Origin of the sequence: Ruminococcus sp. AM43-6, from assembly GCF_003461785.1 — a bacterium.
Classification (GTDB): Bacteria; Bacillota; Clostridia; order Oscillospirales; family Ruminococcaceae; genus Hominimerdicola; species Hominimerdicola aceti.
Window position 1 is genome coordinate 1 of the sequence record NZ_QTXU01000007.1, and the last position, 24,574, is coordinate 24,574.

The 24,574-nt window shown below is 39.4% G+C and carries 26 protein-coding genes; 15 read left to right on the top strand and 11 right to left on the bottom strand.

The window, feature by feature from the left end; all coding sequences use genetic code 11:
• Positions 1 to 141 precede the first annotated feature (141 nt).
• The 4 genes from DW938_RS05810 to DW938_RS05825 all read left to right on the top strand — a co-directional run bounded on the left by DW938_RS05810 (position 142) and on the right by DW938_RS05825 (position 2,812).
• Positions 142 to 909: a TIGR00282 family metallophosphoesterase gene (locus DW938_RS05810; RefSeq protein ID WP_118124171.1), complete on the top strand. Its 768-nt coding sequence runs from the start codon at positions 142 to 144 to the stop codon at positions 907 to 909.
• Between the two features lie 107 nt (positions 910 to 1,016).
• Positions 1,017 to 1,277, top strand: a complete 261-nt coding sequence (locus DW938_RS05815; protein ID WP_022287824.1) for a stage V sporulation protein S — start codon at positions 1,017 to 1,019, stop codon at positions 1,275 to 1,277.
• Positions 1,278 to 1,337: 60 nt separating this feature from the next.
• Positions 1,338 to 2,036 (top strand): ABC transporter ATP-binding protein, encoded by a 699-nt coding sequence (locus tag DW938_RS05820; protein ID WP_117858943.1) that lies wholly within the window; start codon positions 1,338 to 1,340, stop codon positions 2,034 to 2,036.
• On the top strand, positions 2,030 to 2,812 hold the full coding sequence (locus DW938_RS05825) for a hypothetical protein (RefSeq protein ID WP_118054488.1): 783 nt from the start codon (positions 2,030 to 2,032) through the stop codon (positions 2,810 to 2,812). Before DW938_RS05820 ends, DW938_RS05825 begins: the two co-directional genes overlap by 7 nt.
• 43 nt (positions 2,813 to 2,855) lie before the next feature.
• On the opposite strand, the gene DW938_RS05830 is transcribed toward DW938_RS05825, so the two are convergent.
• From DW938_RS05830 to DW938_RS05845, 4 genes are read right to left on the bottom strand one after another with little or no spacing between them, the layout of a single operon-like run.
• Positions 2,856 to 4,004: a zinc dependent phospholipase C family protein gene (locus DW938_RS05830; protein WP_117865864.1), complete on the bottom strand. Its 1,149-nt coding sequence runs from the start codon at positions 4,002 to 4,004 to the stop codon at positions 2,856 to 2,858.
• Positions 4,005 to 4,008: 4 nt separating this feature from the next.
• Positions 4,009 to 4,614: a flavin reductase family protein gene (locus tag DW938_RS05835; RefSeq protein WP_118124172.1), complete on the bottom strand. Its 606-nt coding sequence runs from the start codon at positions 4,612 to 4,614 to the stop codon at positions 4,009 to 4,011.
• Entirely contained in the window at positions 4,614 to 4,979 is a 366-nt protein-coding gene (locus DW938_RS05840; RefSeq protein WP_117877579.1) for a hypothetical protein, read from the bottom strand. Before DW938_RS05840 ends, DW938_RS05835 begins: the two co-directional genes overlap by 1 nt.
• Before the next feature lie 8 nt (positions 4,980 to 4,987).
• Positions 4,988 to 5,284: a hypothetical protein gene (locus DW938_RS05845; RefSeq protein ID WP_022287830.1), complete on the bottom strand. Its 297-nt coding sequence runs from the start codon at positions 5,282 to 5,284 to the stop codon at positions 4,988 to 4,990.
• 337 nt (positions 5,285 to 5,621) lie between these two features.
• Between DW938_RS05845 and DW938_RS05850 the strand changes: the two genes are divergently transcribed.
• The 4 genes from DW938_RS05850 (at position 5,622) to DW938_RS05865 (ending at position 8,075) form a co-directional block, all read left to right on the top strand.
• Positions 5,622 to 6,161 carry a hypothetical protein gene (locus DW938_RS05850; RefSeq protein ID WP_118124173.1) on the top strand — a complete coding sequence of 180 codons (540 nt, stop codon included), beginning with the start codon at positions 5,622 to 5,624 and terminating at the stop codon, positions 6,159 to 6,161.
• Positions 6,162 to 6,179: 18 nt separating this feature from the next.
• On the top strand, positions 6,180 to 6,692 hold the full coding sequence (locus DW938_RS05855; protein WP_118124174.1) for a hypothetical protein: 513 nt from the start codon (positions 6,180 to 6,182) through the stop codon (positions 6,690 to 6,692).
• A 151-nt stretch (positions 6,693 to 6,843) separates the two neighbouring features.
• Entirely contained in the window at positions 6,844 to 7,359 is a 516-nt protein-coding gene (locus DW938_RS05860) for a hypothetical protein (RefSeq protein ID WP_118124175.1), read from the top strand.
• Positions 7,356 to 8,075: an NPXTG-anchored protein gene (locus DW938_RS05865; RefSeq protein WP_118124176.1), complete on the top strand. Its 720-nt coding sequence runs from the start codon at positions 7,356 to 7,358 to the stop codon at positions 8,073 to 8,075. Before DW938_RS05860 ends, DW938_RS05865 begins: the two co-directional genes overlap by 4 nt.
• Positions 8,076 to 8,200: 125 nt before the next feature.
• Here the strand turns inward: DW938_RS05865 and DW938_RS05870 are convergent, their stop codons facing one another.
• The 5 genes from DW938_RS05870 to DW938_RS05890 form a co-directional block, all read right to left on the bottom strand.
• The gene (locus DW938_RS05870) at positions 8,201 to 9,853 is read right to left on the bottom strand and encodes a recombinase family protein (protein WP_118124177.1); all 1,653 of its coding nucleotides are present in this window, start codon (positions 9,851 to 9,853) and stop codon (positions 8,201 to 8,203) included.
• A gap of 89 nt (positions 9,854 to 9,942) precedes the next feature.
• Positions 9,943 to 10,116 carry a transposon-encoded TnpW family protein gene (locus DW938_RS05875; RefSeq protein WP_181983466.1) on the bottom strand — a complete coding sequence of 58 codons (174 nt, stop codon included), beginning with the start codon at positions 10,114 to 10,116 and terminating at the stop codon, positions 9,943 to 9,945.
• Between the two features lie 25 nt (positions 10,117 to 10,141).
• Positions 10,142 to 11,059, bottom strand: coding sequence for a phage major capsid protein (locus tag DW938_RS05880; protein WP_181984380.1), 918 nt, complete (start codon positions 11,057 to 11,059; stop codon positions 10,142 to 10,144).
• 4 nt (positions 11,060 to 11,063) lie between these two features.
• Positions 11,064 to 11,354, bottom strand: a complete 291-nt coding sequence (locus DW938_RS05885) for a hypothetical protein (protein WP_118124180.1) — start codon at positions 11,352 to 11,354, stop codon at positions 11,064 to 11,066.
• A gap of 144 nt (positions 11,355 to 11,498) precedes the next feature.
• Positions 11,499 to 11,813 (bottom strand): hypothetical protein, encoded by a 315-nt coding sequence (locus DW938_RS05890; RefSeq protein WP_118124181.1) that lies wholly within the window; start codon positions 11,811 to 11,813, stop codon positions 11,499 to 11,501.
• 355 nt (positions 11,814 to 12,168) lie between these two features.
• On the opposite strand from DW938_RS05890, the gene DW938_RS05895 reads away from it, so the two are divergent.
• Positions 12,169 to 13,386, top strand: coding sequence for an IS110 family transposase (locus DW938_RS05895; RefSeq protein ID WP_118124182.1), 1,218 nt, complete (start codon positions 12,169 to 12,171; stop codon positions 13,384 to 13,386).
• Positions 13,387 to 13,778: 392 nt separating this feature from the next.
• On the opposite strand, the gene DW938_RS05900 is transcribed toward DW938_RS05895, so the two are convergent.
• Entirely contained in the window at positions 13,779 to 16,091 is a 2,313-nt protein-coding gene (locus DW938_RS05900) for a phage/plasmid primase, P4 family (protein ID WP_118124183.1), read from the bottom strand.
• A gap of 316 nt (positions 16,092 to 16,407) precedes the next feature.
• Here DW938_RS05900 and DW938_RS05905 point away from each other — a divergent pair, with 316 nt between their 5' ends.
• The 6 genes from DW938_RS05905 to DW938_RS05935 are packed head-to-tail and all read left to right on the top strand — an operon-like array spanning position 16,408 to position 23,548.
• Positions 16,408 to 16,623, top strand: coding sequence for a helix-turn-helix transcriptional regulator (locus DW938_RS05905; RefSeq protein ID WP_118124184.1), 216 nt, complete (start codon positions 16,408 to 16,410; stop codon positions 16,621 to 16,623).
• Positions 16,624 to 16,650: 27 nt separating this feature from the next.
• A complete protein-coding gene (locus DW938_RS05910; RefSeq protein WP_118124185.1) occupies positions 16,651 to 19,389 on the top strand; it encodes a DEAD/DEAH box helicase family protein in 2,739 nt (912 codons plus the stop codon).
• A 12-nt stretch (positions 19,390 to 19,401) separates the two neighbouring features.
• Positions 19,402 to 20,670, top strand: coding sequence for a restriction endonuclease subunit S (locus tag DW938_RS15115; RefSeq protein WP_242992405.1), 1,269 nt, complete (start codon positions 19,402 to 19,404; stop codon positions 20,668 to 20,670).
• The gene (locus DW938_RS05925; RefSeq protein WP_118124186.1) at positions 20,670 to 22,160 is read left to right on the top strand and encodes a class I SAM-dependent DNA methyltransferase; all 1,491 of its coding nucleotides are present in this window, start codon (positions 20,670 to 20,672) and stop codon (positions 22,158 to 22,160) included. Before DW938_RS15115 ends, DW938_RS05925 begins: the two co-directional genes overlap by 1 nt.
• 37 nt (positions 22,161 to 22,197) lie before the next feature.
• The gene (locus tag DW938_RS05930) at positions 22,198 to 22,743 is read left to right on the top strand and encodes an SLATT domain-containing protein (RefSeq protein WP_181983464.1); all 546 of its coding nucleotides are present in this window, start codon (positions 22,198 to 22,200) and stop codon (positions 22,741 to 22,743) included.
• Positions 22,736 to 23,548 carry a nucleotidyltransferase domain-containing protein gene (locus DW938_RS05935; RefSeq protein WP_118124188.1) on the top strand — a complete coding sequence of 271 codons (813 nt, stop codon included), beginning with the start codon at positions 22,736 to 22,738 and terminating at the stop codon, positions 23,546 to 23,548. Before DW938_RS05930 ends, DW938_RS05935 begins: the two co-directional genes overlap by 8 nt.
• Before the next feature lie 157 nt (positions 23,549 to 23,705).
• On the opposite strand, the gene DW938_RS05940 is transcribed toward DW938_RS05935, so the two are convergent.
• Positions 23,706 to 24,572 (bottom strand): helix-hairpin-helix domain-containing protein, encoded by an 867-nt coding sequence (locus tag DW938_RS05940; RefSeq protein ID WP_118124189.1) that lies wholly within the window; start codon positions 24,570 to 24,572, stop codon positions 23,706 to 23,708.
• Positions 24,573 to 24,574: the final 2 nt, after the last annotated feature.

The following is a 24,574-nucleotide window of genomic DNA, read 5'->3' on the forward strand; positions in this document are numbered from 1 at the left end:
TTTCCCAAAAGCAGGAAATCTCGGCTCTTTGAGCGCTGTTTTTTTTACAACGCCTTTTTTTGTGATGTCTGCTTGATTTTGCAGTAAGGATAGTGTATAATAAGAGTAACTGTAAAATGCAGTATAGAACGGAGATAGCAAATGAACTTACTTTTTATCGGAGATGTTGTGGGACAAAGCGGCTGCGATTTTCTTGAAAGCAGAATGTATAAGCTGAAGCGTGAATATGATATAGATGTGACCGTGGTGAACGGTGAAAATTCTGCTCAGGGCAATGGTATCACACCGCAGTCTTACAGACAGCTTCTTAACATGGGGGCTGACGTTGTAACGACAGGAAATCATTCTTTCAGACGACGTGAGGCTGAGGAGCTTTATGACACAAACGAGCAACTTTTAAGACCTGCCAATTATCCTGAGGGCGTTATGGGTCATGGTGTGACTTATATCGATATGTGTCCTTATAAGATAGCCGTGGTAAATCTTATGGGAACGATGTATATGGAAGCTGTGGAAAATCCTTTCAACTATGTTGACAAGCTTCTTGAAAGCATTGATACGCCTAATATAATCGTTGATTTTCATGCGGAGGCAACTTCTGAGAAAAAGGCTATGGGCTTTTATCTGCAAAAACGATGCACTGCTGTGCTTGGCACTCATACCCATGTTCAGACGGCTGATGAAGTGATCTTAGGCGGACATACCGCCTATATCACCGATGTTGGAATGACAGGCCCTGAGCTTTCCGTACTTGGGGTGGACAGTGATATAGTCATAAATAAGTTCAAATATCGCACCCCTGTGAGGTTTTCAGAAAGCACAAACGATTGCTTTATAAACGGAGTTGTGGTAAAATTTGATGAAAAATCGGGAAAAGCAACAAATATACAGCGTGTTATTAAGCGATAATAACGAAAAGTATTAATAAAGCTTGAAATTTTATTATGTATGTAGTATAATATAGTGTGTATAATAAGTGGGGTAAATTCTTTGAATTTACTTATGGAGGTATTCAAGTGGAAATTCTAAAGGTTTCTTCAAGGTCTGTCCCTAATTCGGTGGCAGGAGCAGTTTCGGGCGTTATCCGTGACAGCGGTGCAGTTGAGGTACAGGCAGTGGGCGCAGGCGCAGCCAATCAGGCGATCAAGGCTATAGCGATCGCAAGGGGCTATCTTGCACCATTGGGCATTGATCTTATTTGTATCCCAGCATTTGCAAGCGTTTTGATCGACGGTGAGGAAAGAACTGCGATCAAGCTTATTTGTGAAGAAAGATAATAATGCGGCAGCAAGGCGTGTTAAAGTCTTGCTGCTTTTTGCTACAAAGGAGGGGACAGCATGGAAACTGTTTTGCAGACTTATGGGCTTACAAAGCAGTATGGAAGCTTTACAGCGCTGAGCAATCTTGACCTTGCGCTGGAGAGGGGTAAAATTATCGGTCTGCTAGGGCCGAACGGAAGCGGAAAAACAACATTTATCAAGCTTTGCTGTGGACTTATAAAACCTACGGCAGGGGATATACTTATATGCGGAATGCCTATTGGCGTGGAAACTAAAAAAGTGGTTTCCTATCTGCCTGACAGAAATTTCATACCTGACGATATGAAAGTAAATGAGATGCTCAGGTTTTTTCAGGATTTTTACAGCAATTTCAATGTAGCAAAGGCTCAGGATATGATGAACAGGCTGGGGATAAACCCTGCGGCAAAGTTCAAGACAATGTCAAAGGGTACAAAAGAAAAGGTGCAGCTTTGTCTTGTTATGAGCCGTGAGGCTGACGTTTATCTTCTTGATGAGCCAATTGCAGGCGTTGATCCTGCGGCAAGAGATTATATCCTCAACACCATAATCTCAAATTACAACGAGCGGGCGGCTGTGGTAATTTCCACCCACCTTATTGCAGATATCGAACCTGTCCTTGATGACGTAGTAATGATACAAAACGGTATGCTAAGGCTGCATAAATCTGTTGACGCTATCCATAACGAAACCGGCAAGTCTGTGGATCAGCTTTTCAGGGAGGTGTACAGATGTTAGGCAAGCTTTTGAAATATGAGCTTAAACGCTCGGCAAGAAAGTTTTTCCCACTTGTGGTGGGATATATGATAGTTGCACTGATATTTTCTCTGATGCTCCGTTATGGTGAGAGCGTTAAAAGCCCTAATTTTCTGGTGATATTCATTGTTGTGTGCATTGCCTATGGTATTGCGGTGGGGGCGTTGTTCACTGTGGGCTTTACCATATCGCTGACGAACTTTCACAAGACCCTTTTCACTGACGAGGGCTATCTTATGCTGACAATACCTGTCAAGCCATATTATCACATTTTCACAAAGTTCATCTCTTCTGTTATATGGTCGGCGGCAAGCATGATCGTTTTTGTGCTTTCGCTGTTGCTTATCGACCCAACAGAGTATCTTGACTCTGTGGGAGATTTTATAAACGCTTTGGGCAACGGCTTTGCTGAAGAACCGCTCACTTCGTTTCTAATATGCCTGTATACTCTGACGCTGTTTGCAGGCTTGCAGATATTCTTATATTTTGTTATCTCTCTTTCAAACTGTTTCAAGCATAAAGTTCTAGTAGGCTTTGCCATAATCTTCGCTTGCAATATGTTATCCTCGATGATAAGCAATCTGGCAGGCGACCTTTCTCTGTGGAATATGCTCTTTATGCCAACGTCACGCTTGCCCGATACAGAAGTGGCATTCAACCTAAGACTTGTGTTTATGACAATGTATCAGTTCGCATATATTTTGGCATATTTCTTGTTGACTAACTTTATAATAACACGCAAACATAATTTGCAGTAAAAAAAAGGCAGACGATAAGTCTGCCTTTTTTGTGTTGTGATCTTTAGTTAAGTATCCAAATCTGAGCTGAGTTTTCAGGCTCAAGGTCAGCAAACGAGAGCTTTCCGCCCTTTGAGTTTGCAAGCACCTTTACATAGTCTGTGGACTCAGTGGATATTCTGAAACGTCTTTTTCCCAGCGCAGTGACCCTGAACTGAACAGGCTTGCCGTCTATTTTCAGATAGTCATAGCCCTTGCATGAAGCGTTTACATATCCGCCGTCGCCTATCTTTAAACCAAATGTGCCGTCCTCTGTAAGACAGACCGTCAGCTTCTGTTCAAGCTCCTTGTCAGGCTTTTCAAGCTGTAATCCCTTAGGAGTAACAGTGAGTACAAGACCTGATATCTCGTTTTTGAATGTGTAAGCCTTGCCGTCAAGTATGTAATTCCCTGCGTCAGAGGTGCAATCGTCATAGAATTTCAGAAGAAGCGCTGTGACATTCTGCTGTGTAACAGGCAGAGTGTTCTTTGCAACGTCATCGAAAGCTCTTGGGTCAAGGTGAGAAATGGTGTCAACGAACTTGCCTGCGTATTTTACAAGCTTGTTTGAAGCCTCGCCAAAGTTATCCTTGCCGTAGTATTTCAGCAGACGCTTGTCGAAGCTGTCGGCTGTGTGTCTTGTGCAGGTGGTGGAAACGTGCTTCTCAAAAGCGTAATGCACGTTATTTGCCTTGTCCTGATATTTCATGTTTGCAACGTGAACAGTGCATCCCATGTCTGAAATAAAATGTGCGGCTCTGCCGAGAACACGCATGGCGTTTTTTATGTCACCGCTTTTGTAAAGAGATACTGCGGCGGTGTAGTTTTCTTCGAGGCAAGTTCTTGCGCTCACTGCAAGGTCACCAAAGCGGTTGCGGTAATAGCCGTTAGTTTCAGGAAGCTCCTTGCCCTTTGGATTAACGCAGGAGTAATAATGCTTGCCATGACCTTTGTCCATATCGTTCTCCTCGTCAGGCTGTGTGCAGCCCTTGAGTATCTCGCTGTGATAGTCTTTATAGAATGTCACCTGCTTCTGCTTTTTCTCCTTTTCCAGAAGTGCAAGTGATTTTTTCACAATGTCCTCGTGAGTAGTGCCGCTCCATGCGTACGCTTTGATAGGTCTGAGCCTGTAGCATACAGCCAGCGCAACTGCGGCTGTGAGAATTTTTTTCATAACTCTATTTTCCTTTTCTGATATTTTTGTTGTTTTTCTTTTTCCTTACTGAGTAGCGGAACGTGCCAAGCTTTTTGCCAAGACCGTAATACTCTCCGTGAGCGTAGGCAAGAAGCCCCGCTTTGTCAAGGCAAAGCTTTCCTTTTTCGTCAAGCAATTCTTTTGCAACGTCAAGCCCTACAATGTCAGCAATGAACATATCATGTGTACCAAGGCTCACGACCTCTCTTACTTTGCACTCGATATTCACAGGGGACTGGGCCAGCAAAGGTGCCGATACCTTTGCGGACGGCTCTGCGGTAAGGTGCATTTCCTTGAACTTATCCACTTTTCTGCCGGTTTTCACACCGCACCAATCCACAGCTTTCACAAGCTCTCTGGTCGGCAGATTTATGACAAACTCACCGCTTTGAGAGATAAGCTCGTGGGAATATCTCTCAGGTCTGACGGAGATGTAGGTAACAGGCGGCTGAGTGCAGAGAATGCCTGTCCACGCAACTGTGAACACATTGGGTTTATCCATACTGCCGCAGGTAACGAGAGTAGGTGGCAGGGGAGAGGTTATGACGCTGCCTTTCCACTGTTCCTTGGTGTATTTTGTGTACTCCATTATTTCACGCCTTTCTCGTTGTCGAGTCCAAAATTATGTACTCGTCTGTATATTTTGTCATAGTCCTTATAAAGAAGCTGAGTCTGATTTTCAAGAAAATAGTAGTGCTTTATATAAGGCACAAGCAGTACGAGAAACGCAATGGCAAGGGGTATGAGTATCATGACCTGCCAAACTGCAATGGCAATGAACGTCATGACAGTACAAAGTGCAAAAAGCACCGTCACGATAAGATGTATCAGCCGTTCGTGCTGAAAAAAAGCGATATGTTCTTTGTGATAATCAAGGAGCTTTGCAAAGTCGCAGTCTTTATCATCAAGACAGCTTGCAACAAAACTGCGGTAACGCTTGAAATATTCCGTCATGATATCACCTACAGTTCAATAAACTCAGCGTCTTGTATCTCAAGGTCACGGAGCTTGGTCTTGTATGAATTTTTCTTTTTAAGAGCCGCACGTTCCTGCTCTTTTTTCTTGACGTCCTTTGCAACTGTCATAAGCATTATATTGTCGATAGTTTTATAGTGCTTTGAAACACGCTGAGCAAAGCTTTTGCGCTTTGCAGGCTTTTTCTTTTTGCCGTCAAAAATAATGGCAAGAACAACGGATATCGTCATTGCAATAATAGTTTTCTCTGCATTTGAGTTCACAGAGATAACTCCTTTTTTCATACTATCACCATTCCTTCTGCCTGAGTTTTCCTATCAGGATAACAACATATAAAGCTATTATACTATATTATCCCGAAGATTTCAAGTATTATCTATTAATAAAAAAGTAACGGTGTTATTATGAGAGCTATCGTTTTTGTTGTGCTTTAACGGTCACGGGGATGTTGGACTGTCAAAAAATGAATGCCATATGTATCAAAAAAACTACCGCTTGTGCATTATTTTTACCACTTGTGCAAATATTGTTGACTTTTTGTTAATAAGAATGTACAATTATTGTGAACATTAATGCTATTTAGCAGGAATGTCTGGCTAATGCACAAGCAGGAGGAAAATGATGGAGAATAATGAGAACAAAGCAAAAACACAAAGGATCATAATAGCTGCACTTATTCTTGGCATGATGTTTTGCATAGGCATTACGATTTGGGCTGTGTTTTTCAGAAAGCCAGAAACAAAATCTCTAGTACCTGATTATGCACCTCAGCAGACAGAGCAGAATGCTGAACCTTTGGAGGATAACAGCAGAAGTCTTGATGTGCCTGAGGGTGGCGGAGGAATTTCTCTTGAATACGAAAATACAGTGAATATCAAGCTTTCTGATAAAACAGCTTATTTTAGTTATAAGCATCCAAGCAGTTCAACTCAGGATATCGTGCTTTGTATCGAGGTAAATGGTGAGATCATCGCACGCTCAGGTACTATAAAACCAGGTAATCAGCTTAAAACGCTTCCTTTGCTTGAGGGCGAGGAGGACAAACTTAGTGAAGGCACTTATACAGACGCAAATTTCAGAGTTTTAAGTTATGATCCGCAATCAGGTGAAAAAGCAATGGTCGATACGGTTGCGAAAATAACTGTCACTGTTGAAAAATAAATAACGGAGGAATTTATCATGAAAAACAAATTTGCGATCATTGCCGCATTAGTGCTTGCAAGCACTAGCGTGGTTACAGCATATGCGGTAAATTCAGAAAAAAATGACGGCAGTGAACCAACAAATATCAAGGTTACAGGAAGCTATATTGATTCCAAGTCAACGACAATGTCTGTGGACGTTGAGTGGGAGGAAATGAATTTTACCTACTTTGGCGGACATAAGGTATGGGATCCTGAAACACATAGCTATACCACAGAGTCTGCATGCTGGTGGGATGAGCCTAAGGAGATAACTGTAACAAACCATTCAAATTCAGCTATTAAAGCACAGTTGAATTTTGCATCAAAGGTCGAAGGACTTAACGGCATGTTTGATGAAGATGTTATTTTATTGGAAACAGCCGAAGGCACTGCTGTTGACGCCGCACCTAAAGATTCAACACATTTCAGTGTAAGTGGAGCAGGAATAGAAACAAACAATACAGATCTTGGCACTATCACAGTAACGATCTCTGAAGACATTCAGTAAGTAACTGACGCAATGGCTGCTTTTACTCATGTTGATACAACTCTTTATTATGTAACAGGATCAAATGGAGCATGGAGGGTAGTAAGAAACAATGATATTGGGATTGTACCGATAGCGTAATTAAAAAAGTATTCATATCAGGGGGCTTATGATGGATAAGCAAAAAAATGACGGGAAGCTGATCGTATCAGTGCTTATGGTCTGTTTTGCAGTTACCATTGGCGTGATGATATTTGCATTGTGCCGTCCAAATGATAAAAAAAGTGCAGAATTTACTCCACCGCCTTTTGAAAGCACAGCACAGCATGGCAAGCCTGAGGTTTCGGAAAATTTAGGCTATAGCTCTCCGAACAGAGATGATATGAGCTATGATTTTGCGGTGTGCGGAAACGTCACTATGGAAGGCGATAAGGCAATAGTATATCTTACAAATATCGAGGGCAACAATGCCTGGATAAAGCTCAGAGTGTTTGACGAACAGGGAAATATGCTCGGAGAAACGGGTCTTATCAAGCCAAACGAGTATGTGAAATATGTTACGCTCTCAAAGACGCCGAAGGTCGGTACAAAGATAAAGCTTAAGATCATGGGTTACGAGCCGCACACTTATTATAGTGCAGGTGCGGCTTCCTTGAATACACAGATAGGGGGTCAAATAGACCAATGAAAAAAATGACTTCATTTCTTGCTCTTGTGCTTGCATTAAGCATACCTTCTGGTGCTTATGCGGCCGAGGCAAAGCTTGATGATGATAATACAACTGCAAGTGGAAATGTTTATGCGGTCTATACAGAAGATGTTCCATGGAACAGTGTGCCTGTTGACGACGATGGAAATGCTGTTATTGATTTTCCAGATGGCACAAGCGTGAAGATCGAGAATGCCGATAAAGATAAAAATCTTGTGGTGGATCAGGTCACAGAGAAGGAAGCTCTTGACTGGTTAAACAGCGTCATGGGAAAAAAGTCTGAAAACACCGTAGCATTTCATATTTATTACATTGACGGAGATTCTATTCTGCCGGCAAATGGAATAAAGGTAACGATAAACATAGACAAAGATCAGGTGAATTCCGTTAAAGCTGATGGTACAGTAAGTAGTCTTAAATGTGAAGAGTCTGATGCAGAAATATCATTTGTCACAGACGATGCACCTTTCTATGTCCTTGGTACAAAAGCACCTGAAAGTTCATCAGATATATCACCAGACAGCACTGGTAAAAAAGATGATAGCTTACAAAACAGTTCACAGACAGCAGTTCAAAATGTAAACAAAGACGGTGATAAGTCACCTAACACAGGCTTAGGAGCAGGTGCAGCATTGACAATGTTGCTGCTTGGTGCCGTTGCCGTAAGCGTGTCAAAAAGAACAAAGGATAAATGATCTGATATTCATAAGGTTCGCCGTTTGCATTGGTGTTATTAAGCAAAAAAAGACTCGCACGAAAAAGGGCAACTCAATAAGGGATTTGTAATCCTGTAAAATATCGGCATAGTCGTAATAATCGGCTATGCCTTTTTTACATTGCTTGGAATATGTACTTCACCAATGAAGTTGAAAATTATCTTTAGCTTTTTAGTGTTTCTGTCCCATGGCTTCTCATTTCCGTAAACATATATCTTTTCAATAAAAGTTCTGATGATCTCAGCATTAAGTTCCTTGATATCTGTGTAAGTCTTAACCAATCGAAGGAAACTGTCTGCGTTAGAGGATTTCTGTTTGGCTGCATCAATGATATGTCGAAGTTCTGCAAGACGATGCGTTAGTAGATTCTGCTCGGTTTCATAAGTTGCTAACATTTTCGCAAAACGCTCATCACTGATTTTACCTTCAACATTGTCTTCGTACAACTTTTGAATGATGGTATCGAGCTTGCTGATCCTTGTCTGTGATTGTTCGTATTCTTTCTTGCTTTCACGAATTTCACGTTCGACTGCTTTGGCGTTGGATTTTGTAACCATCTCAACAAACTCATCTTCATGCTCTCTAGCAAACGCTGTCACCTGCTGAATCATGTAAAGCAGGACATTTTCAATATCCACATTGCGTATTTGATGAGAGGTGCAGATGTCTTTACTTCGTTTGCGATAGTTGGCACAGACCATATATTCTTTGTCATGACTCCAGTCTTTGCCTCTGACTTGATATAACTTTGAACCACAGTCTGCACAGAATACCATGCCGGACAATACTGGCATTTCTCCGAGCGGTGTAGGTCTGCGTCTTCCGTCACGAATTCGCTTTACCGTCTGAAATGTATCTTCATCAATAATAGCTTCATGTGTATTTTTGAAAATTTGCCACTCTGATGGATCGTTCTTGATTGTTTTCTTTAACTTATAGGATTTTTTCCTTGTCTTGAAATTGATCGTATGACCAAGGTATTCCTGCCTGTCGAGAATATCTGCTACCGTCCTAGGCACCCATGCATAAGGCTCTTCGGTGGTAGGTGCTGTCGGATACAAGCCGATTTCTTTGAAATAGGATGAAGGTGTAAGTACCTTGTCATTCTCAAGTTTCTTTGCAATCTGACTTGGACCATATCCCTCAATACATAGTTGAAATATTCTTTTTACGATCTCTGCGGCAGGTTCATCCAAGATCCAATGATTCTTATCCTTAGGGCCTTTCATATATCCATAAGGTGGATTTGTACACAATGGCTTTCCCGATTCACCCTTAGCCTTAAACACGGCTTTGATTTTCTTGCTCGTGTCCTTGGCGTACCATTCATTAATAATATTAAGAAATGGTGTAAAATCACTTTCTTGCTGATTGGCACTGTCAACTCCATTGTTGATGGCAATAAATCTGACTTCAGCTTCCGGAAAAGCAATCTCCGTGTAATAACCTACCTTGAGATAATCTCTACCGAGTCTGCTCATATCTTTTACAATAATCGTTGCGATATGACCTGCGTCCATTTCTGCTATCATTCTTTGAAAACTCGGTCTGTCAAAGGTTGTACCACTCACACCGTCATCAACAAAAAATTCAGTTTTAGTAAATCCGTTATCATCAGCGTATTTTTTTAATATTGCTTTTTGATTCTTTATACTGTTGCTGTCACCCTGAAGTTCATCATCACGAGATAATCTGCAATAAAGTGCAGTTTTCTTTTCAGGGGCTGCATCATAAGGCTGTCTGTTTAAATTATTCACTTTCTATTCCTTTCCGACAGCCTTCAAGCGGAACACCCTATATAGGGTATTGTCATATTACCGTACTATTCGGCATTAGTCGAGTTATATTACGCTGATAATTGTGTTATTTCTGATAACTTTTCATGGTCGGTTGCATGGCTTGTAATAAGCCTTTTTACCTTATCATAGGCTGTTTCTGTAGCCGTATCACTTGTTTCGTACTCAACGATGAATAAGGTATTCCCGATCTGAAGTTCAGTTACACCGGATTTACTTTCCACTGAATCCACCTCGTTTCGTTTGTTCTTATTTAAGCTGAAGCACCTTGACAGCTTCAGAACGTATTAGTTTTGCATCAAGATACTCATGTGCAAGATATCCCACTTGATGGTGCATGGTAAATAACTCTGTTAAAGCACGTACGCTGATTGGCATACGGTTGATGATCCAGTAATAGCTGAAATCACCAAATGCGATAATCTTATCTGTGCTTGGCATTGCATTGCAGATGTACACAGGTCTGCTCATGATAGTGTCATTGCTGTGATTCCAAATATAGTTACCGTCCTTATCCTTAAGAGTGCGTAACTTCTGTGCAGTTTCATCATTCATTAGCCATACACTCTTAGTGCGATATTCTGGTTTTGCCGAGAAGTAAAGTGCAATGACATCATCATAGGTAAGTGCTTCTGCCGTTACTCCGGCCTCAGCACCATCGGCATCGTGTAGAATTCCTGTAGGCATATCTACACCAGTACCATTTACAAATGCATCTTCCTCAGCTTTACCAAATCTTTTAGCAAAGCGGTTTACAAGGAAGTCTTCCATGTCGAATTTCATATCCTGCATAAAATCCATATCCATTCTGTCGATGATGGCAAGTTTGTGGCATTTCACCTTTTTCTTAGTGAAAGATGATGCTACATCTTTGATAAAACGGTCGGTATTGCTTACTATCCATTCGGCTGGCTCATCACTATCAGAAAGCCAAATATCCAAATCAGAGTCAATAGTGGTAATGCTTGTACCGATATTTCTGAAGATACATTCTTTCTTTAATGCATCCATAAACATACGATTACTGTCGTATGGAATAACGAACATATCACTTCCGGCGTTTCCTTTTCCCATGGTGCTATACGGAACACCTTTTCCTTTCATCATCGTGTTCCAGAATGCTTTTCTGTAGGATTCGGATTCAATTGTAAAAGTGTCGTAATTCATAATCTTAAATCTCCTTTGCATTGGTGTTAATATATTTTTTCTTAAGAGAATCAGCTTCTCCGGGTGAGATATGTCTGCACTCTATAAGTGCATCCATCATATGATCAAATGACTGATAAGGATACTGTTTACCCTGATACCAGACAAAGAACACTTTGTCTTCAGTTGGATATAGTGGGCAAAGAATAACAACAGCCTCATCTTTGTTTTGAGGGATGATATCCAGAATATAGAATGTCTGAAAATCGATCCATGTATTGCGTAAATAATGTGCAACTTTCTTATCAATGTTCATGTGTTAATTCCTCCATTTTCTCATAAAAAATTAATGTGTTTGATTTGGGTTTAATTACCCCTTTGATTTCGCCTTGTTTGTACACAAAACCCCACGCCGTTCCACGATAAAAGAAAGCGTTGAGATTTGCACCGCCCCTAGGGGTTAAAGTTCAATGCGACACTTGTTCTGACAGAAATTAGAAAGCTTTTTATTGTATATCCTGTCATCTTCTTCCGTCCACTCGTGAAGGTTGTTGCTGATAATAAAATCTTCTAAGTCCTTACGGGATAGAAATGTCGCATCGAATAAATCTCCGACAATGCTCCAGCAAGCATGGTCTGCCTTGGTGCTGCACTGTACAAGAAAAGCTTTTCCTTTACGGTTTGCAAGCATAACCACAGGCTGGTATTGAGCTGTTTGTTTCATGTCATGTACATATCGGTCGAAGATAGATGTATCAAATCTGTATTTGCTCATGTGTCTGCTCCTTTCCAGGCTGTTGCCTTAATCGTTGATGTTCTTAGGTTATCTAGCACATACGCATCACCTCCTGTTACAATATAATTAGTCGGGTAAGACCTTACAAGCCGGTAAGGGTTTACACGCACTTGTTACTTAAGCTATACTGAAAGCAGTAATTGGACTGACGATCACCTCCCTGGGACAAAGCGCCCGTAACGAAGACAGTCACCCATGCTTTCATTATAGCGTTCGGTTTATGCAGGTTGAGCCACAGAATAATGTGCGTTCGTGTCACCAAACAGATTGAATAGGTAATGAGTAAAGCATGGTTTGCCCGATTACAATATCAAATCAGGAGATGTAGATTATTATGAACGCAGTAGGTATTGATGTTTCCAAAGGTAAAAGTACAGTTGCTGTACTTCGCCCTTATGGTGAGGTTGTGGCTTCGCCTTTTGATGTTGCTCACACCGGAAGTGATTTAAGAGCGTTAGCTGATTCAATCAAGAAACTTCCTGGTGAGACAAAGGTTGTCATGGAGGCAACTGGAAACTATTTTGAACCCATTGCCCGCTGCCTCCACGAACAAAATATATTTGTTTCCGTAGTCAATCCTGTGTTGATAAGTGACTTCGGTGGAAACACGTTAAGAAAGCCAAAAACAGATAAAAAGGATTCGGTAAAAATCGCTTCATATGCGTTAACTTACTGGCATGACTCGAAGAAATATACTCCTCAGGAAGATTTGAGAAAATCCTTAAAACTGCTGAACAGACAATATCAGCAGTCAATCAAGTTGAAAACCATGATGAATAATAATCTGATTTCGTTACTTGACCTTACTTTTCCGGGAGTCAATAAACTGTTTACATCACCTTCCAGAGAATCAGATGGGCATGAAAAGTGGGTGGACTTTGTATTGGAATTCCCTCACTGTGACATAATTTCCAAGCTTACCATAAGGGCTTTTGCAAGGAAATACAAGAAGTGGTGCAGCAACAACTCATATCACTTCACAGAATCACCATGTGAGAAAATATACGCTTTTTCAAAGGAATGTGTCAGCAGCGTTTCTTCTGATGAAGCAATAGTTTTCTCTGTTGTACAAGCTGCTAAAATGCTTGTTTCTGCTACAGAGAACTGTCATGCCATCCAGACTGAAATGAACCGTGTTGCTTCTCAGCTTCCCGAATACGATACTGTAATGAATATGTATGGTGTTGGAAAAGCTGTAGGTCCTCAGCTTATGGCTGAAATCGGAGATCCAAGACGTTTTCACAGCAGAAAAGCAATTACTGCTTATTTTGGCTATGACAGCGAGAATAACGATTCAGGTCAGAAAACTACCAGATCAAATCCGATGACAAAGAAAGGTTCCGGAGCTCTCCGACGCACGTTGTTCATTATTATGAAGGTACTGCTGCAGAATAAGCCACAGGACAATCCTGTTTATGATTTCCTGATCAGGAAACAGTCAGAAGGCAAGCACTATTACTCGTACATGAACGCAGCTGCAAACAAGTTTCTGCGCATTTATTATGCGAAAGTAAAAGAAGTACTACATACTACAGAAACACCCCTTACATGATTGTCTATTCATAGATTCTGAACCGGGGACAACCCAGGCACGGCGCAGCCGCTTGACCTTGACAGGTTATCATAAAAATGCTAAAATGGCTGACTCGACGGTAACTGGATTTGTCTATTCATGAGTTCCTCACCTTCGGCACGACATACAGGGCATTTTTATGATGTTCTGTCAAGGTTGCCAACCCACTTTTATTTTTTTAGGCTGCTGAGGCAGTCTTTTTGTCGTACCAATTTTTATTCAGAAAATTTTTTCTGTTTTTTCATTTTAGGGCTTGACTTTTATTTGCAGGTCTTCACAGTTGGGGCAATGGGGCAGATAAATATATATTTTCTCTATAGAGAGTAGAATTTTAAATTAACTGTATATACTTGCCACAATGCCCCAAATACTTATTCAAGAAAATCCGAAAGCAATCTGTACCCTGTGACCATTGTGGTTTTTTCTCCGCCACCTTTCGGTCTTTTCCTGACTACGGTTGCCACGGTTTCAAGGCTTTGTTTAAAGTTCTTCATGCTTTCGGCATAGTGACCGTTCTCGGCGCACCAATCCTTATAGCGTCTGTATACAGAAGAAGTCCTTTCTTCAAAGTCCCCTTGTTCCATGCAGTCTTCCATAAAGAGGACCATCTTATCGCTGTCATGCTGATATCTTGCCGTTGCATCTTTTACGGACTGTGGAAGTACAAGTCCTTCTTTTTGTAGTAGTGCATAACCTTCAAGTAGCCAATTCAAAATAGCACTTTGTACTTCTGGCTTTGAAAATTCCTGCTTTAAAGACTTGTCCTGTTCCGACTCATCAAAATGCCTTTCAAAAGGAACAATGATGACTCGACCACTTGTAAAAATGGTCGTATCATTGACTGCAGGCAGATAATTGGTATTGATGTAAAGTTTGAACAATGGCTGAAAATCAAAACTGTTCTCATGAAGAAAACGGGCATTTATTGTGTCATTACCTGTCATACTTTTTACCTGTGCAGCATTAAGGACAAGTCCTTTACCGGGTTCCGAGATATTGACAAATCGCACTCCTGCAAGACGGGCAATGTCTTCGGTTGGCTGAGAACTGTTTGCATTATTCTTTTGAGCAAGTGTTTCGGGCCTTGCCGTACAACCATAAGAGCCAAGTACCTTTAATACACTTTCACAGAGTGTTCCTTTGCCATTGCGTGTACTTGCACCATAGAGAATGGTCATACACTCATGTCTTGTATCTCCTGTAAGTCCGTAACCAAATAGTTTCTGCAGAAATTTTGCTTTTTCCTTATCTCCGGACATGATCTCTGAGATAAACTTATCCCATCTATGACTTTTGGCATTTGGGTCATATATGACATTGGAAAATTTCGTTAATTTATCACTGCTTTTATGCTCCAGACATTCAAAGGTATCCACACGAAGTGTTCCGTTTTTACAGTTGAAGATATATGGATCGGTATCAAATTCTGATACGGAAATGGGATGATACACCTGTGCATCTTTTAGAATATTGACTCTGCACCCATGTGACTGCCATCGTTTGGAATAGTCCATATAGCTTTTTCGTTTATGCTCGTCTGTAATTTTCAAAGCATACATATGTAGAAGATTTGCAAGATTCATACATAACTTCATGGCTTTCAGTCCGCCGACATCCTGTTTCCATATGCCGTTTTCGTAATAAAACCACGACTTTCGCTCAGGCACATAGCGAAGACAGTTTCTATAAAAATCTGCAAAAAGCATTCCTGCACCGATATCCGTCCAAGGATACTTTGTAATATCTTCAGGATTTAAAGCAATAAGCCTATTCATTTCATCATCAAAATCTTCATTTGCAGGAGCAGGAACTATCGGAGAATAGAAGTTTTTCATACCCGACAATGCTTTATCTATCGTCATTTCTCCATAAGTTTTGCTTCCATGTCTTTCGTCCCATTTGCTACGAAACAAGGCAGACTCACGAAACATTCTGTCAATCTGTTCTTTATTTCCGTTGCAATAGAATGAGAGTATAGATACAAGTCCTAAGTCTGCTTCACTCTGTGACGGATAATCGGAAATATCACCGTGCCACAGCTTTTGAAATTTCTCACTTTGCTTAGATACCGTTGCTTTAGCAATGACACTTTCATCAGATAACAGGGATGGCCTGTTTTCAAAATTCAAATCGTTAATTGTCGGTACTTTTCTTTTCATATATGTATCAAGCAGCCACTGTAAACCATCTGTATTTTCTGCTATTTCATTTTTAAGATATACATCACCTGTGATAGTGACAAATCGATTGGTAGCACCTGCAACATAAACCTCAATATCACCTTTCTTGACATGGTAAGTGTCTTTGTCATAGACATAAGCGTCAGATGCAAATACGATGATACGCAGTCCTGCTCCGCTAGGACTTATCTCTATGTATGTATTTCCGAAATGAGATGTAATATCTTCAGCCCAAGAACTGAGCTTTCCGTCTTCAATACAGTGGTCTAGGTCAATAGCAATCAACTTACCGTCCACACGAATTCCAATACCATCGTAACCATTCAGTGCATTAATTACTGAATCAAAGTCAGTAAAAGAGCTTGGGATTTTCACTGAAGCGTGAGCGTTAGTCATTGGATTGTATGGAACTTTTGTCATTCCAGAATCTCTATTCTCGTACCTCCAGTTGCACCATTTGGCATTTGCTTTTAGATATGGCGGTATATTTTCAGCTTTTACCATATGAATTCCCTCCTTTATTTCGTCTTCAATAGTGGAAGGACAAAACCGATACGTTTAAGTACCAATTCTTAAAATCTTTTTTCCTTACAAGTTACAGGCAAAGAAAAATGTTTGCTTTTTTACCCCTTCAAGAAAAATTTTTAAATTTCCCTCTAACTAATAGCCACGGGAAGATAACTAAAAGGACGTTCTTGAAGAATAAAAATAAAAAATCCTCCAAGTCATATAGACCGGAGGATCTAAGAGGTAGAAAAATTCATAAGTTTGTGCTATAATAACGCTATATCGTTGACATACAGCACAAGGAGAAATAAACATGACTTATTCAGAAGAAATAAAGAAAATTCGTCAGAAATGTTTTTTATCACAAGAAGCATTTGGCCGAGAACTTGGAGTTTCCTTTTCATCAGTAAATAGATGGGAAACCGGGAAGAGTAAGCCAAATATGATTGCTATGAAGAAAATCAAAGATTTTTGCGAATCACATGAATTAGATTTTAACAGCTTAGAAAAGGCATGGAATGAAATATAGATAAAACAGGTAGAGAGGTTGTTTAAGATGACACCAGAACAAGAAGCAAGAATTATAATTGATGAAAAATTAAATCAGTCGGGATGGATAATTCAAAACGTATCACAGCTTAATCTTAGTGCGTCCGCAGGTGTAGCAATAAGAGAATTTCCTACCAGCACTGGACCTGTTGATTACGCTCTTTTTGTGGATGGAAACCCAGTAGGTGTTATTGAAGCTAAAAAGAGTTCAGTCGGAGAAAATATTACTACTGTTGAGGAGCAGTCTGCTAGATATGCAAACAGTACCTTCAAGTGGATTAACCATGAATATGAAATTAGATTTGCTTATGAGGCAACTGACAAGCTGATTCGATTTACTGACTATAAGGATATTAAGTATAGATCCCGAAAGGTTTTCTCTTTTCATAGACCGGAATATTTACGTTCTTTGCTTGCTGCACCAGACACAATTCGTAATAATATGAAGAATTTCCCAGAGCTTGATACTACGAGATTTCGTGATTGCCAGATAAATGCTATAAAAAATATGGATAAGTCATTCTCAGAGAACAGACCTCGTGCTCTTGTGCAGATGGCTACTGGTGCTGGAAAGACTTTTACTGCTATCACGGAAGCATATCGATTATTAAAATATGCAAAAATGAATCGAATTCTTTTCCTTGTTGATACTAAAAGTCTTGGAGAACAAGCAGAAAGAGAATTTCTTGCCTATACTCCAAATGATGATACACGCTCTTTTTCACAGTTGTACGGAGTTCGAAGATTAAAGAGTTCATATATACCAAACGATGTACAAATATGCATAAGTACAATCCAGAGAATGTATTCTATTTTAAAAGAGGAAGATATGGATGAATCTGCAGAAGAAGAATCATTCAATGAATATGTAACTGCTGACACTAAAGCTCCTAAAGAAGTTGTTTATAACGAGAAGTATCCACCAGAATTTTTTGACTGTATTATCATTGATGAATGTCACAGATCTATTTACAACGTATGGCAGCAGGTGCTTACATACTTTGATGCTTTTTTAGTTGGACTTACTGCAACACCGGACAAAAGAACATTTGCTTTCTTTGACGAGAATGTTGTCAGCGAGTATCGAAGAGAACAGGCTATTATCGATGGTGTAAATGTCGGAGAGGATATTTTCCTTATTGAAACGGAGGTTTCTCAGAAAGGCGGTCATATTTTAAAAAGGTTAATCGAATACCGTGACCGTTTATCAAGAGAAAAACGCTGGGAACAAATGGACGAGGATGTGGATTACGACAAAAACAAGCTTGATAAAGATGTCGTAAATCCAAGTCAGATAAGAACCATCGTCAAAACTTACAAAGATGCACTGTTTACAACACTGTTTCCAAGAAGAAAAGAAGTTCCTAAGACTCTAATTTTTGCAAAAACGGATAGCCATGCAGATGATATTATCAATATTGTCCGTGAAGAATTTGGAGAAGGAAATGAATTCTGCAAAAAGATAACTTACTCTGTTGAGAATGCTGAAGGTGTTTTAAGTTCATTTAGGAATGACTATTATCCTCGTATTGCAGTTACTGTGGATATGATAGCGACCGGAACAGATGTCAAACCTATTGAATGCTTAATTTTCATGAGAGATGTGCGTAGTAAGAATTACTTTGAACAGATGGTTGGACGAGGAACCAGAACAATCGGTGTAGATGACCTTCAGAAGGTTACTCCTTCTGCTACAGAGAATAAAGACCACTTTGTTATTGTTGATGCAGTCGGTGTTACAAAATCAAAGAAATCGGAAACAAGAAGCCTTGAGCGTAAACCTACTGTTTCAATGAGAGAATTAATGATGAATGTTGCCTTAGGTGATAAGAGCGAAGACACTCTGACATCTCTTGCAAATCGTGTGTCTCGTTTGGATAAGCAGATGACAGAAAAGGAACATAGGGAATTTACAGAGAATGTTGGTGCGTCTGCCCGTAACATTGCAAATAATCTTCTCAATGCATTTGATGAAGATGTAATCAATGATAGAGCAAAAACTATAGCTTCAAGTGGTATTCCGTCTGATGATGATATTGCAAACGCTCAGAAAGAATTAATTAAAGAGGCAACACAGCCTTTCTTTAATTCGGATGTAAGAGATTTCATTGAGAACATTCGCAGGAGCCATGATCAAATCATTGATACCGTTACCCTTGATTCAGTCATCTTTGCAGGCTTTGATTCACAGAAAGAAGAAAATGCAGATAAGGTTATTCAGACATTTAAAGAATTCATTGAAGATAACAAGAATGAGATTATTGCACTTCGCATCATTTACAATGAAGCTTATAAAGACAGACCTATGGTCATTGAGCAACTCAAAGCATTATATGAAAAATTAAAAAAGAAAAATATAACTATTGAGCGTCTATGGGATTGTTATTATATTAAGTATACGGATAAGGTCAAGCGTGGTACTACAGCACAGATTACCGACCTTATCTCAATCATAAGATTTGAAATTGGAGCAACAGACGAACTAACAACATTTTCCGATAAGGTAAATGCCAATTTCAAAGAATGGACGTTCAAGAAAAATGCCGGACATACTCAGTTTACTGAAGAACAAATGGAATGGCTTAGACTAATAAAAGATCACATTATTTCTTCGCTAAGCATTTTAGACGAAGATCTGGATTATACTCCTTTTGACCATAAAGGAGGGCTTCTTGGATTCTATGAGGCGTTCGGCGATAACTATAAAAATATATTAAATGAATTAAATGCCGCATTGGTGGCTTAAGGAGGATACCGAATGGAACTAATTGAATTGGGCACCATCCTTCATATGGAAAAAGGTAAAAAACCACTATCACAAGTAAAAGAACCCACTGAAGGATATCTTCCTTATGTGGATATTAAGGCTTTTGAACAAGGAGTAATAGATAATTACGCATCACCAGAAAAGTCTCTTCTTTGCGAGGAAGGAGATTTGTTGATTGTTGGTGATGGTTCACGTTCGGGTTTGACTGGACGTGCCATTAAAGGGGTTGTAGGTTCGACTCTTTTTAAGATTTATGCGGACGGAGTATCTACAGATTACTTAAGGTACTTTATTGAAAGTAAATATCTATTGTTAAACACAAAAAAGAAAGGCACTGGCACACCACATTTAAATGCAAATATTCTTAAAGAATCTAAAATTTTTGTTCCTTCACTTGAAGAACAAGAACGCATTGTAGCAAGGATTGAAGAATTGTTTTCAGATTTGGATGATGCTGTAAAGACCTTAAAAGCAACACAGCAACAATTGAATTTATATAAACAGGCAGTGCTGAAAGATGCGTTTGAAGGAAAGCTAACTTTTTCTTGGAGAGATAAACATCATAACGAAAATCCAAGAGACGATTTTGAAAGAATAAAACGCAATAATGAAGTTTTTAAGGATACGTCAGGTGATGAAAATGAAATATCTCTCACAATGCCTAAAGAATGGAAGAAAGTTAGATTAGGCGAAGTGTTCGAGGTTCAAGTCGGTGCAACACCTAGTAGACGAGTTCCAGAATATTGGAACGGAAATATTAACTGGGTAAGTAGCGGTGAGGTGCATTTTAACAATATATATTCTACAAGGGAGCAGGTGACAGAAGATGGAATATTACATTCATCCACTAATGTACATCCTATTGGTACAGTTATGCTTGCTATGATTGGGGAAGGAAAAACAAGAGGACAGGCAGCTATTCTAAATACCAAAGCTGCCCATAACCAAAATACTGCTGCAATATTAGTATCAGAAACACCTTGTTCGTCCAAATATATTTATTATTTTTTACTTTTGAATTATGAGAACACAAGACGTGTTGGTTCTGGTAATAATCAAAAGGCTCTAAATAAGGAAAGGGTTCGTGCACTACGGTTTCCATTTACATCTTTTAAAGAGCAAGAAGAAATAGTTGCAGAAATCGAATCTCGTTTATCTGTTTTCGATAGCATTGAACAAACCATAGATTGCACACTGTCACAGGCAGAGGCACTGAGACAAAGTATTCTAAAACAAGCATTTGAAGGGAGACTAATATAATGGCAAATGAAAATTCATCAGCAATCATCTCCAAAGTCTGGGGAATGTGTAACCCTCTTAGAGATGACGGAGTCTCTCACGGAGACTACTTGGAACAATTAACCTATCTGCTTTTTCTCAAAATGGCAGACGAGTATTCAAGACCGCCTTATAACAGAGATGCAGGTATTCCAGAAGGATACCAATGGAAAGACCTTAACTCTCTTAAAGGTGCTGAACTTGAAGAACAATATAAAAACACTTTAGAAACACTTGGTGAAAAACCTGGTATGCTCGGACAGATTTTTAAAGGAGCAACCAATAAGATTAGTAATGCTGCAATTCTCTATCGAGTTGTTCAAATGATTGAAAGCGAAAAATGGGTAGCAATGTCTTCCGATGTCAAAGGTGAAATCTACGAAGGACTATTACAGAAAAACGCTGAAGATATCAAAAGTGGTGCCGGACAATACTTTACTCCTCGTCCTTTGATTAAGGCAATGGTTGAATGTATTGCACCTGAGCCAATGAAAACCATTGCAGACCCTTGTTGTGGCAGCGGTGGTTTTTTCCTTGCTTCTCAGTCATACATTTCTGATCCGAATAATTATACGCTAGACAGAGAGCAAAAAGCATTCTTAAAAGATCATACTTTCTATGGAAACGAGATTGTTGGTGCAACTTTCAAGACAGCTTTAATGAACCTATATCTGCATAACATAGGAGATATTTACACAGAAGCTCCAATTACTCTTGGAGATGCGTTACTAACAGACCCTGGCTATCGTGTGGATTATGTATTAACTAATCCGCCATTTGGAAAGAAATCATCTATCACTTTTACAAATGAATACGGTGAGCAAGAAGATGAAGATCTTGTATATAATCGTCAGGACTTTTGGACGTCAAGTTCCAATAAACAGCTTAATTTTATTCAGCATATCAACACGATTTTGAAATCTACAGGTAAAGCTGCAGTGGTTCTTCCGGATAATGTTTTGTTCGAGGGAGGTGCGGGAGAAATTATTCGAAAGAAACTTCTTGAAACAACAGAACTTCATACTATTCTTAGACTACCTACAGGAATTTTCTATAAACCAGGTGTAAAAGCTAATGTATTATTCTTTGATAAAAGGCCTGCAAGTCCTGAAAGACAGACAAAGGAAATATGGATATACGATTTCCGAACCAATGTACATTTTACTTTGAAACAACATCCAATGACTGATGCAGATTTACAGGATTTCATAAGATGCTATAATCCATCTAATCGTCACGAACGCACCGAAACTTGGTCAGAAAACAATCCAGACGGACGCTTTAGAAAGTTTAGCGTTGAAGAAATATTGGAACGTGATAAGACAAGTCTTGATATCTTTTGGATTAAGGATAAGTCGCTCGCTGACCTTGATAATCTTCCTTCTCCAGATGAATTGGCAGAAGACATTATAGAAAACTTGCAGAGTGCCTTAGATAGCTTTAGAGAGTTACAAGCACAGTTGGAAAAGTAAGGATGGTGAAATTATTACGGAAAATAATTATAAAACTTTGGAAACCTCAGTTAAACGCAGCTATGCAAGTGTCGTATGGTCGCATAAAATTCAAGAGAAGCAATGCGATATTTACACAAGGCAGTATAAGCTTTTAGAAACACTTAATATTATTGCCGCATCTGCAACATCGGTTGGTATATTATCATTGATATTCACTAATCAATTTTGGATTAAAATAATATCTGCAATATTATCGTTTGTTACAATATTTGTCAGTGCTTATTTTAAATCGTTTGATTTACATCAGATGACACTAAGTAATAAAGATACAGCAAATAAGCTGCTATGTATTCGTGACCAATTGTATTTAATCATTTTAAAAATACACATGGGGTGTGATTCGGTAAATAATTTGCTAACACAGTACGAGGACGTACTTAAAGAATTAGATAAAATATATCAATCTGCTCCGAATACTACGAATAAAGCGGTGAAATTGGCAAGAAAGGCATTAAATGTAGATAAGGATAACAGTTTTTCTGAAGATGAAATAAATGCCTTCCTTCCAGATGAGCTGAGAATGGAGGAAAAACATGAGTGATTTAGTTTGTAAGCACGGAGAGATTATAGCTTTAGATACTAGGCGTAAAATTTCTCAAAGATATCACACTGTTACAAAAGCGATTAATAAAGAGTTTTGGAATAGTTTCAGTGACACTGCAAATAGTTTGTATGTCGGTTCATATGGAAGAGGTACAGCAATAGATACAAGCGATTTAGATATTTTAGTGTGCCTTCCAGAATCAGAATATAATCGTTATGATGTGATGAAAGGTAATGGTCAATCAAGATTGTTACAAAGTGTTAAGAACGCAATATTAGATGTATATCCTAGAAGTGATGTACGAGCTGATGGGCAAGTAGTAAAAACTAATTTCTCAGATGGAATGAAATTTGAAATATTACCTGCATTCAAGGTGTTTGATTGGTTTGGTAATTGGACTGGCACATATAGATATCCAGATACAAATATGGGTGGAAATTGGAAATCTACAAATCCTAAAGCTGAACAAGATGCTATATCAAATAAAAACAAGAGTAGTAACGGCCTGCTGTATGACACTTGTAAACATATTCGTAGGATAAGAGATAACCATTTTAGCAGTTACCATTTATCGGGAATTGTGATTGACAGTTTTGTTTATCACGCTATCGGAGGATGGCAATGGACTGAACCCGGAAGTTCTTCTGCATCAAGAGGTTCATATGAGCAGGTATTGATTGATTATTATAATAGTCACCTTGCATGGGGATTTCCTATCAATGCACCAGGAAGCAATGACTCAGTTTCTACTGATACAAGCATTGAATGTTTAAAAAAGGTTCTTGATTATATGGTTAAATAAGAAATGACCACACTGGAGTAAATCAATACTCTAGTGTGGTCGTTTTGTTTTGAGTTTCGTTTGAAGGCTACACTTAAAAATAGTTATTTTATCAAATCCCTAAGTGAGCCTCATAAATGTGCGAGTTCTTTTTTTATGTAGCAGATATAAAATACAGTTATATTTCAATATAATCCCAAAGCTCGGAAACAAGTTTTTCTGTAAAGCCCTTGCACAAAAGAAGCTCGTTAGGGCTTTCGTAATAGGATATAAGCTCACGAAGTTCTATGACAGCATTCGCCTTGTCCATATCAATTAGAAGCTTGTCTGATATCTCCTGAGCGTCAGCCTTGTTTATGTTCACTTTCTGCCTGACTTTCTCAGTAGTTTCAGCCGTTGTAACAGTTTGCTCCTCTGTGGCCGGAGGCTCTGTTACAGTATCAGCAGGGATTTCTGTCTGCACAGGCTGAGTTTCTGCGGCTTTCGTTTCCTGTGGCATATCATGGTAGTCTGCGCTGTCAACATAAAAATAGCCTTTGAGAAGTGCAAGTGTAGAGTCTCCGATGCCGTTTACTTCAAGAAGCATATCCATGTTGCTGATAACACCAACTCTGTCACGATATGCTATTATCCTGTCGGCTGTTACCTCGCCTATGCCGCTCACCGCCATAAGCATTTCTTTGTCAGCCTTGTTTATGTCAGCAGGAAAGCTGTATTCCTCTTTGGTTTCAGCAATACTGCTTGTGACGGCTTTTGATGTCATTGTTTTCTTTGTGGTGTGTGCCTTTGCAGTCTTGCTAATGACCTTTTCACTGCCTGAATTGTCCACCTTGTCAGCCTGAGAGCTGTCAGCAGGCGGTGTGAGTATCACCACATCATCACGCTGTGGTCTGTTAACAAGTGCAGAAGCAATCGCTGTAGTAATGGCGATCGCAACTGCGATCACGCCTACAAAAAGTTTTATTCTGCTTGTTTTTGCTTTTGAAGCATCATTTTCTGTCACATTCGATTTTTCGTCTTTGTTGCTGTCTAACTTGCTGTCCATAA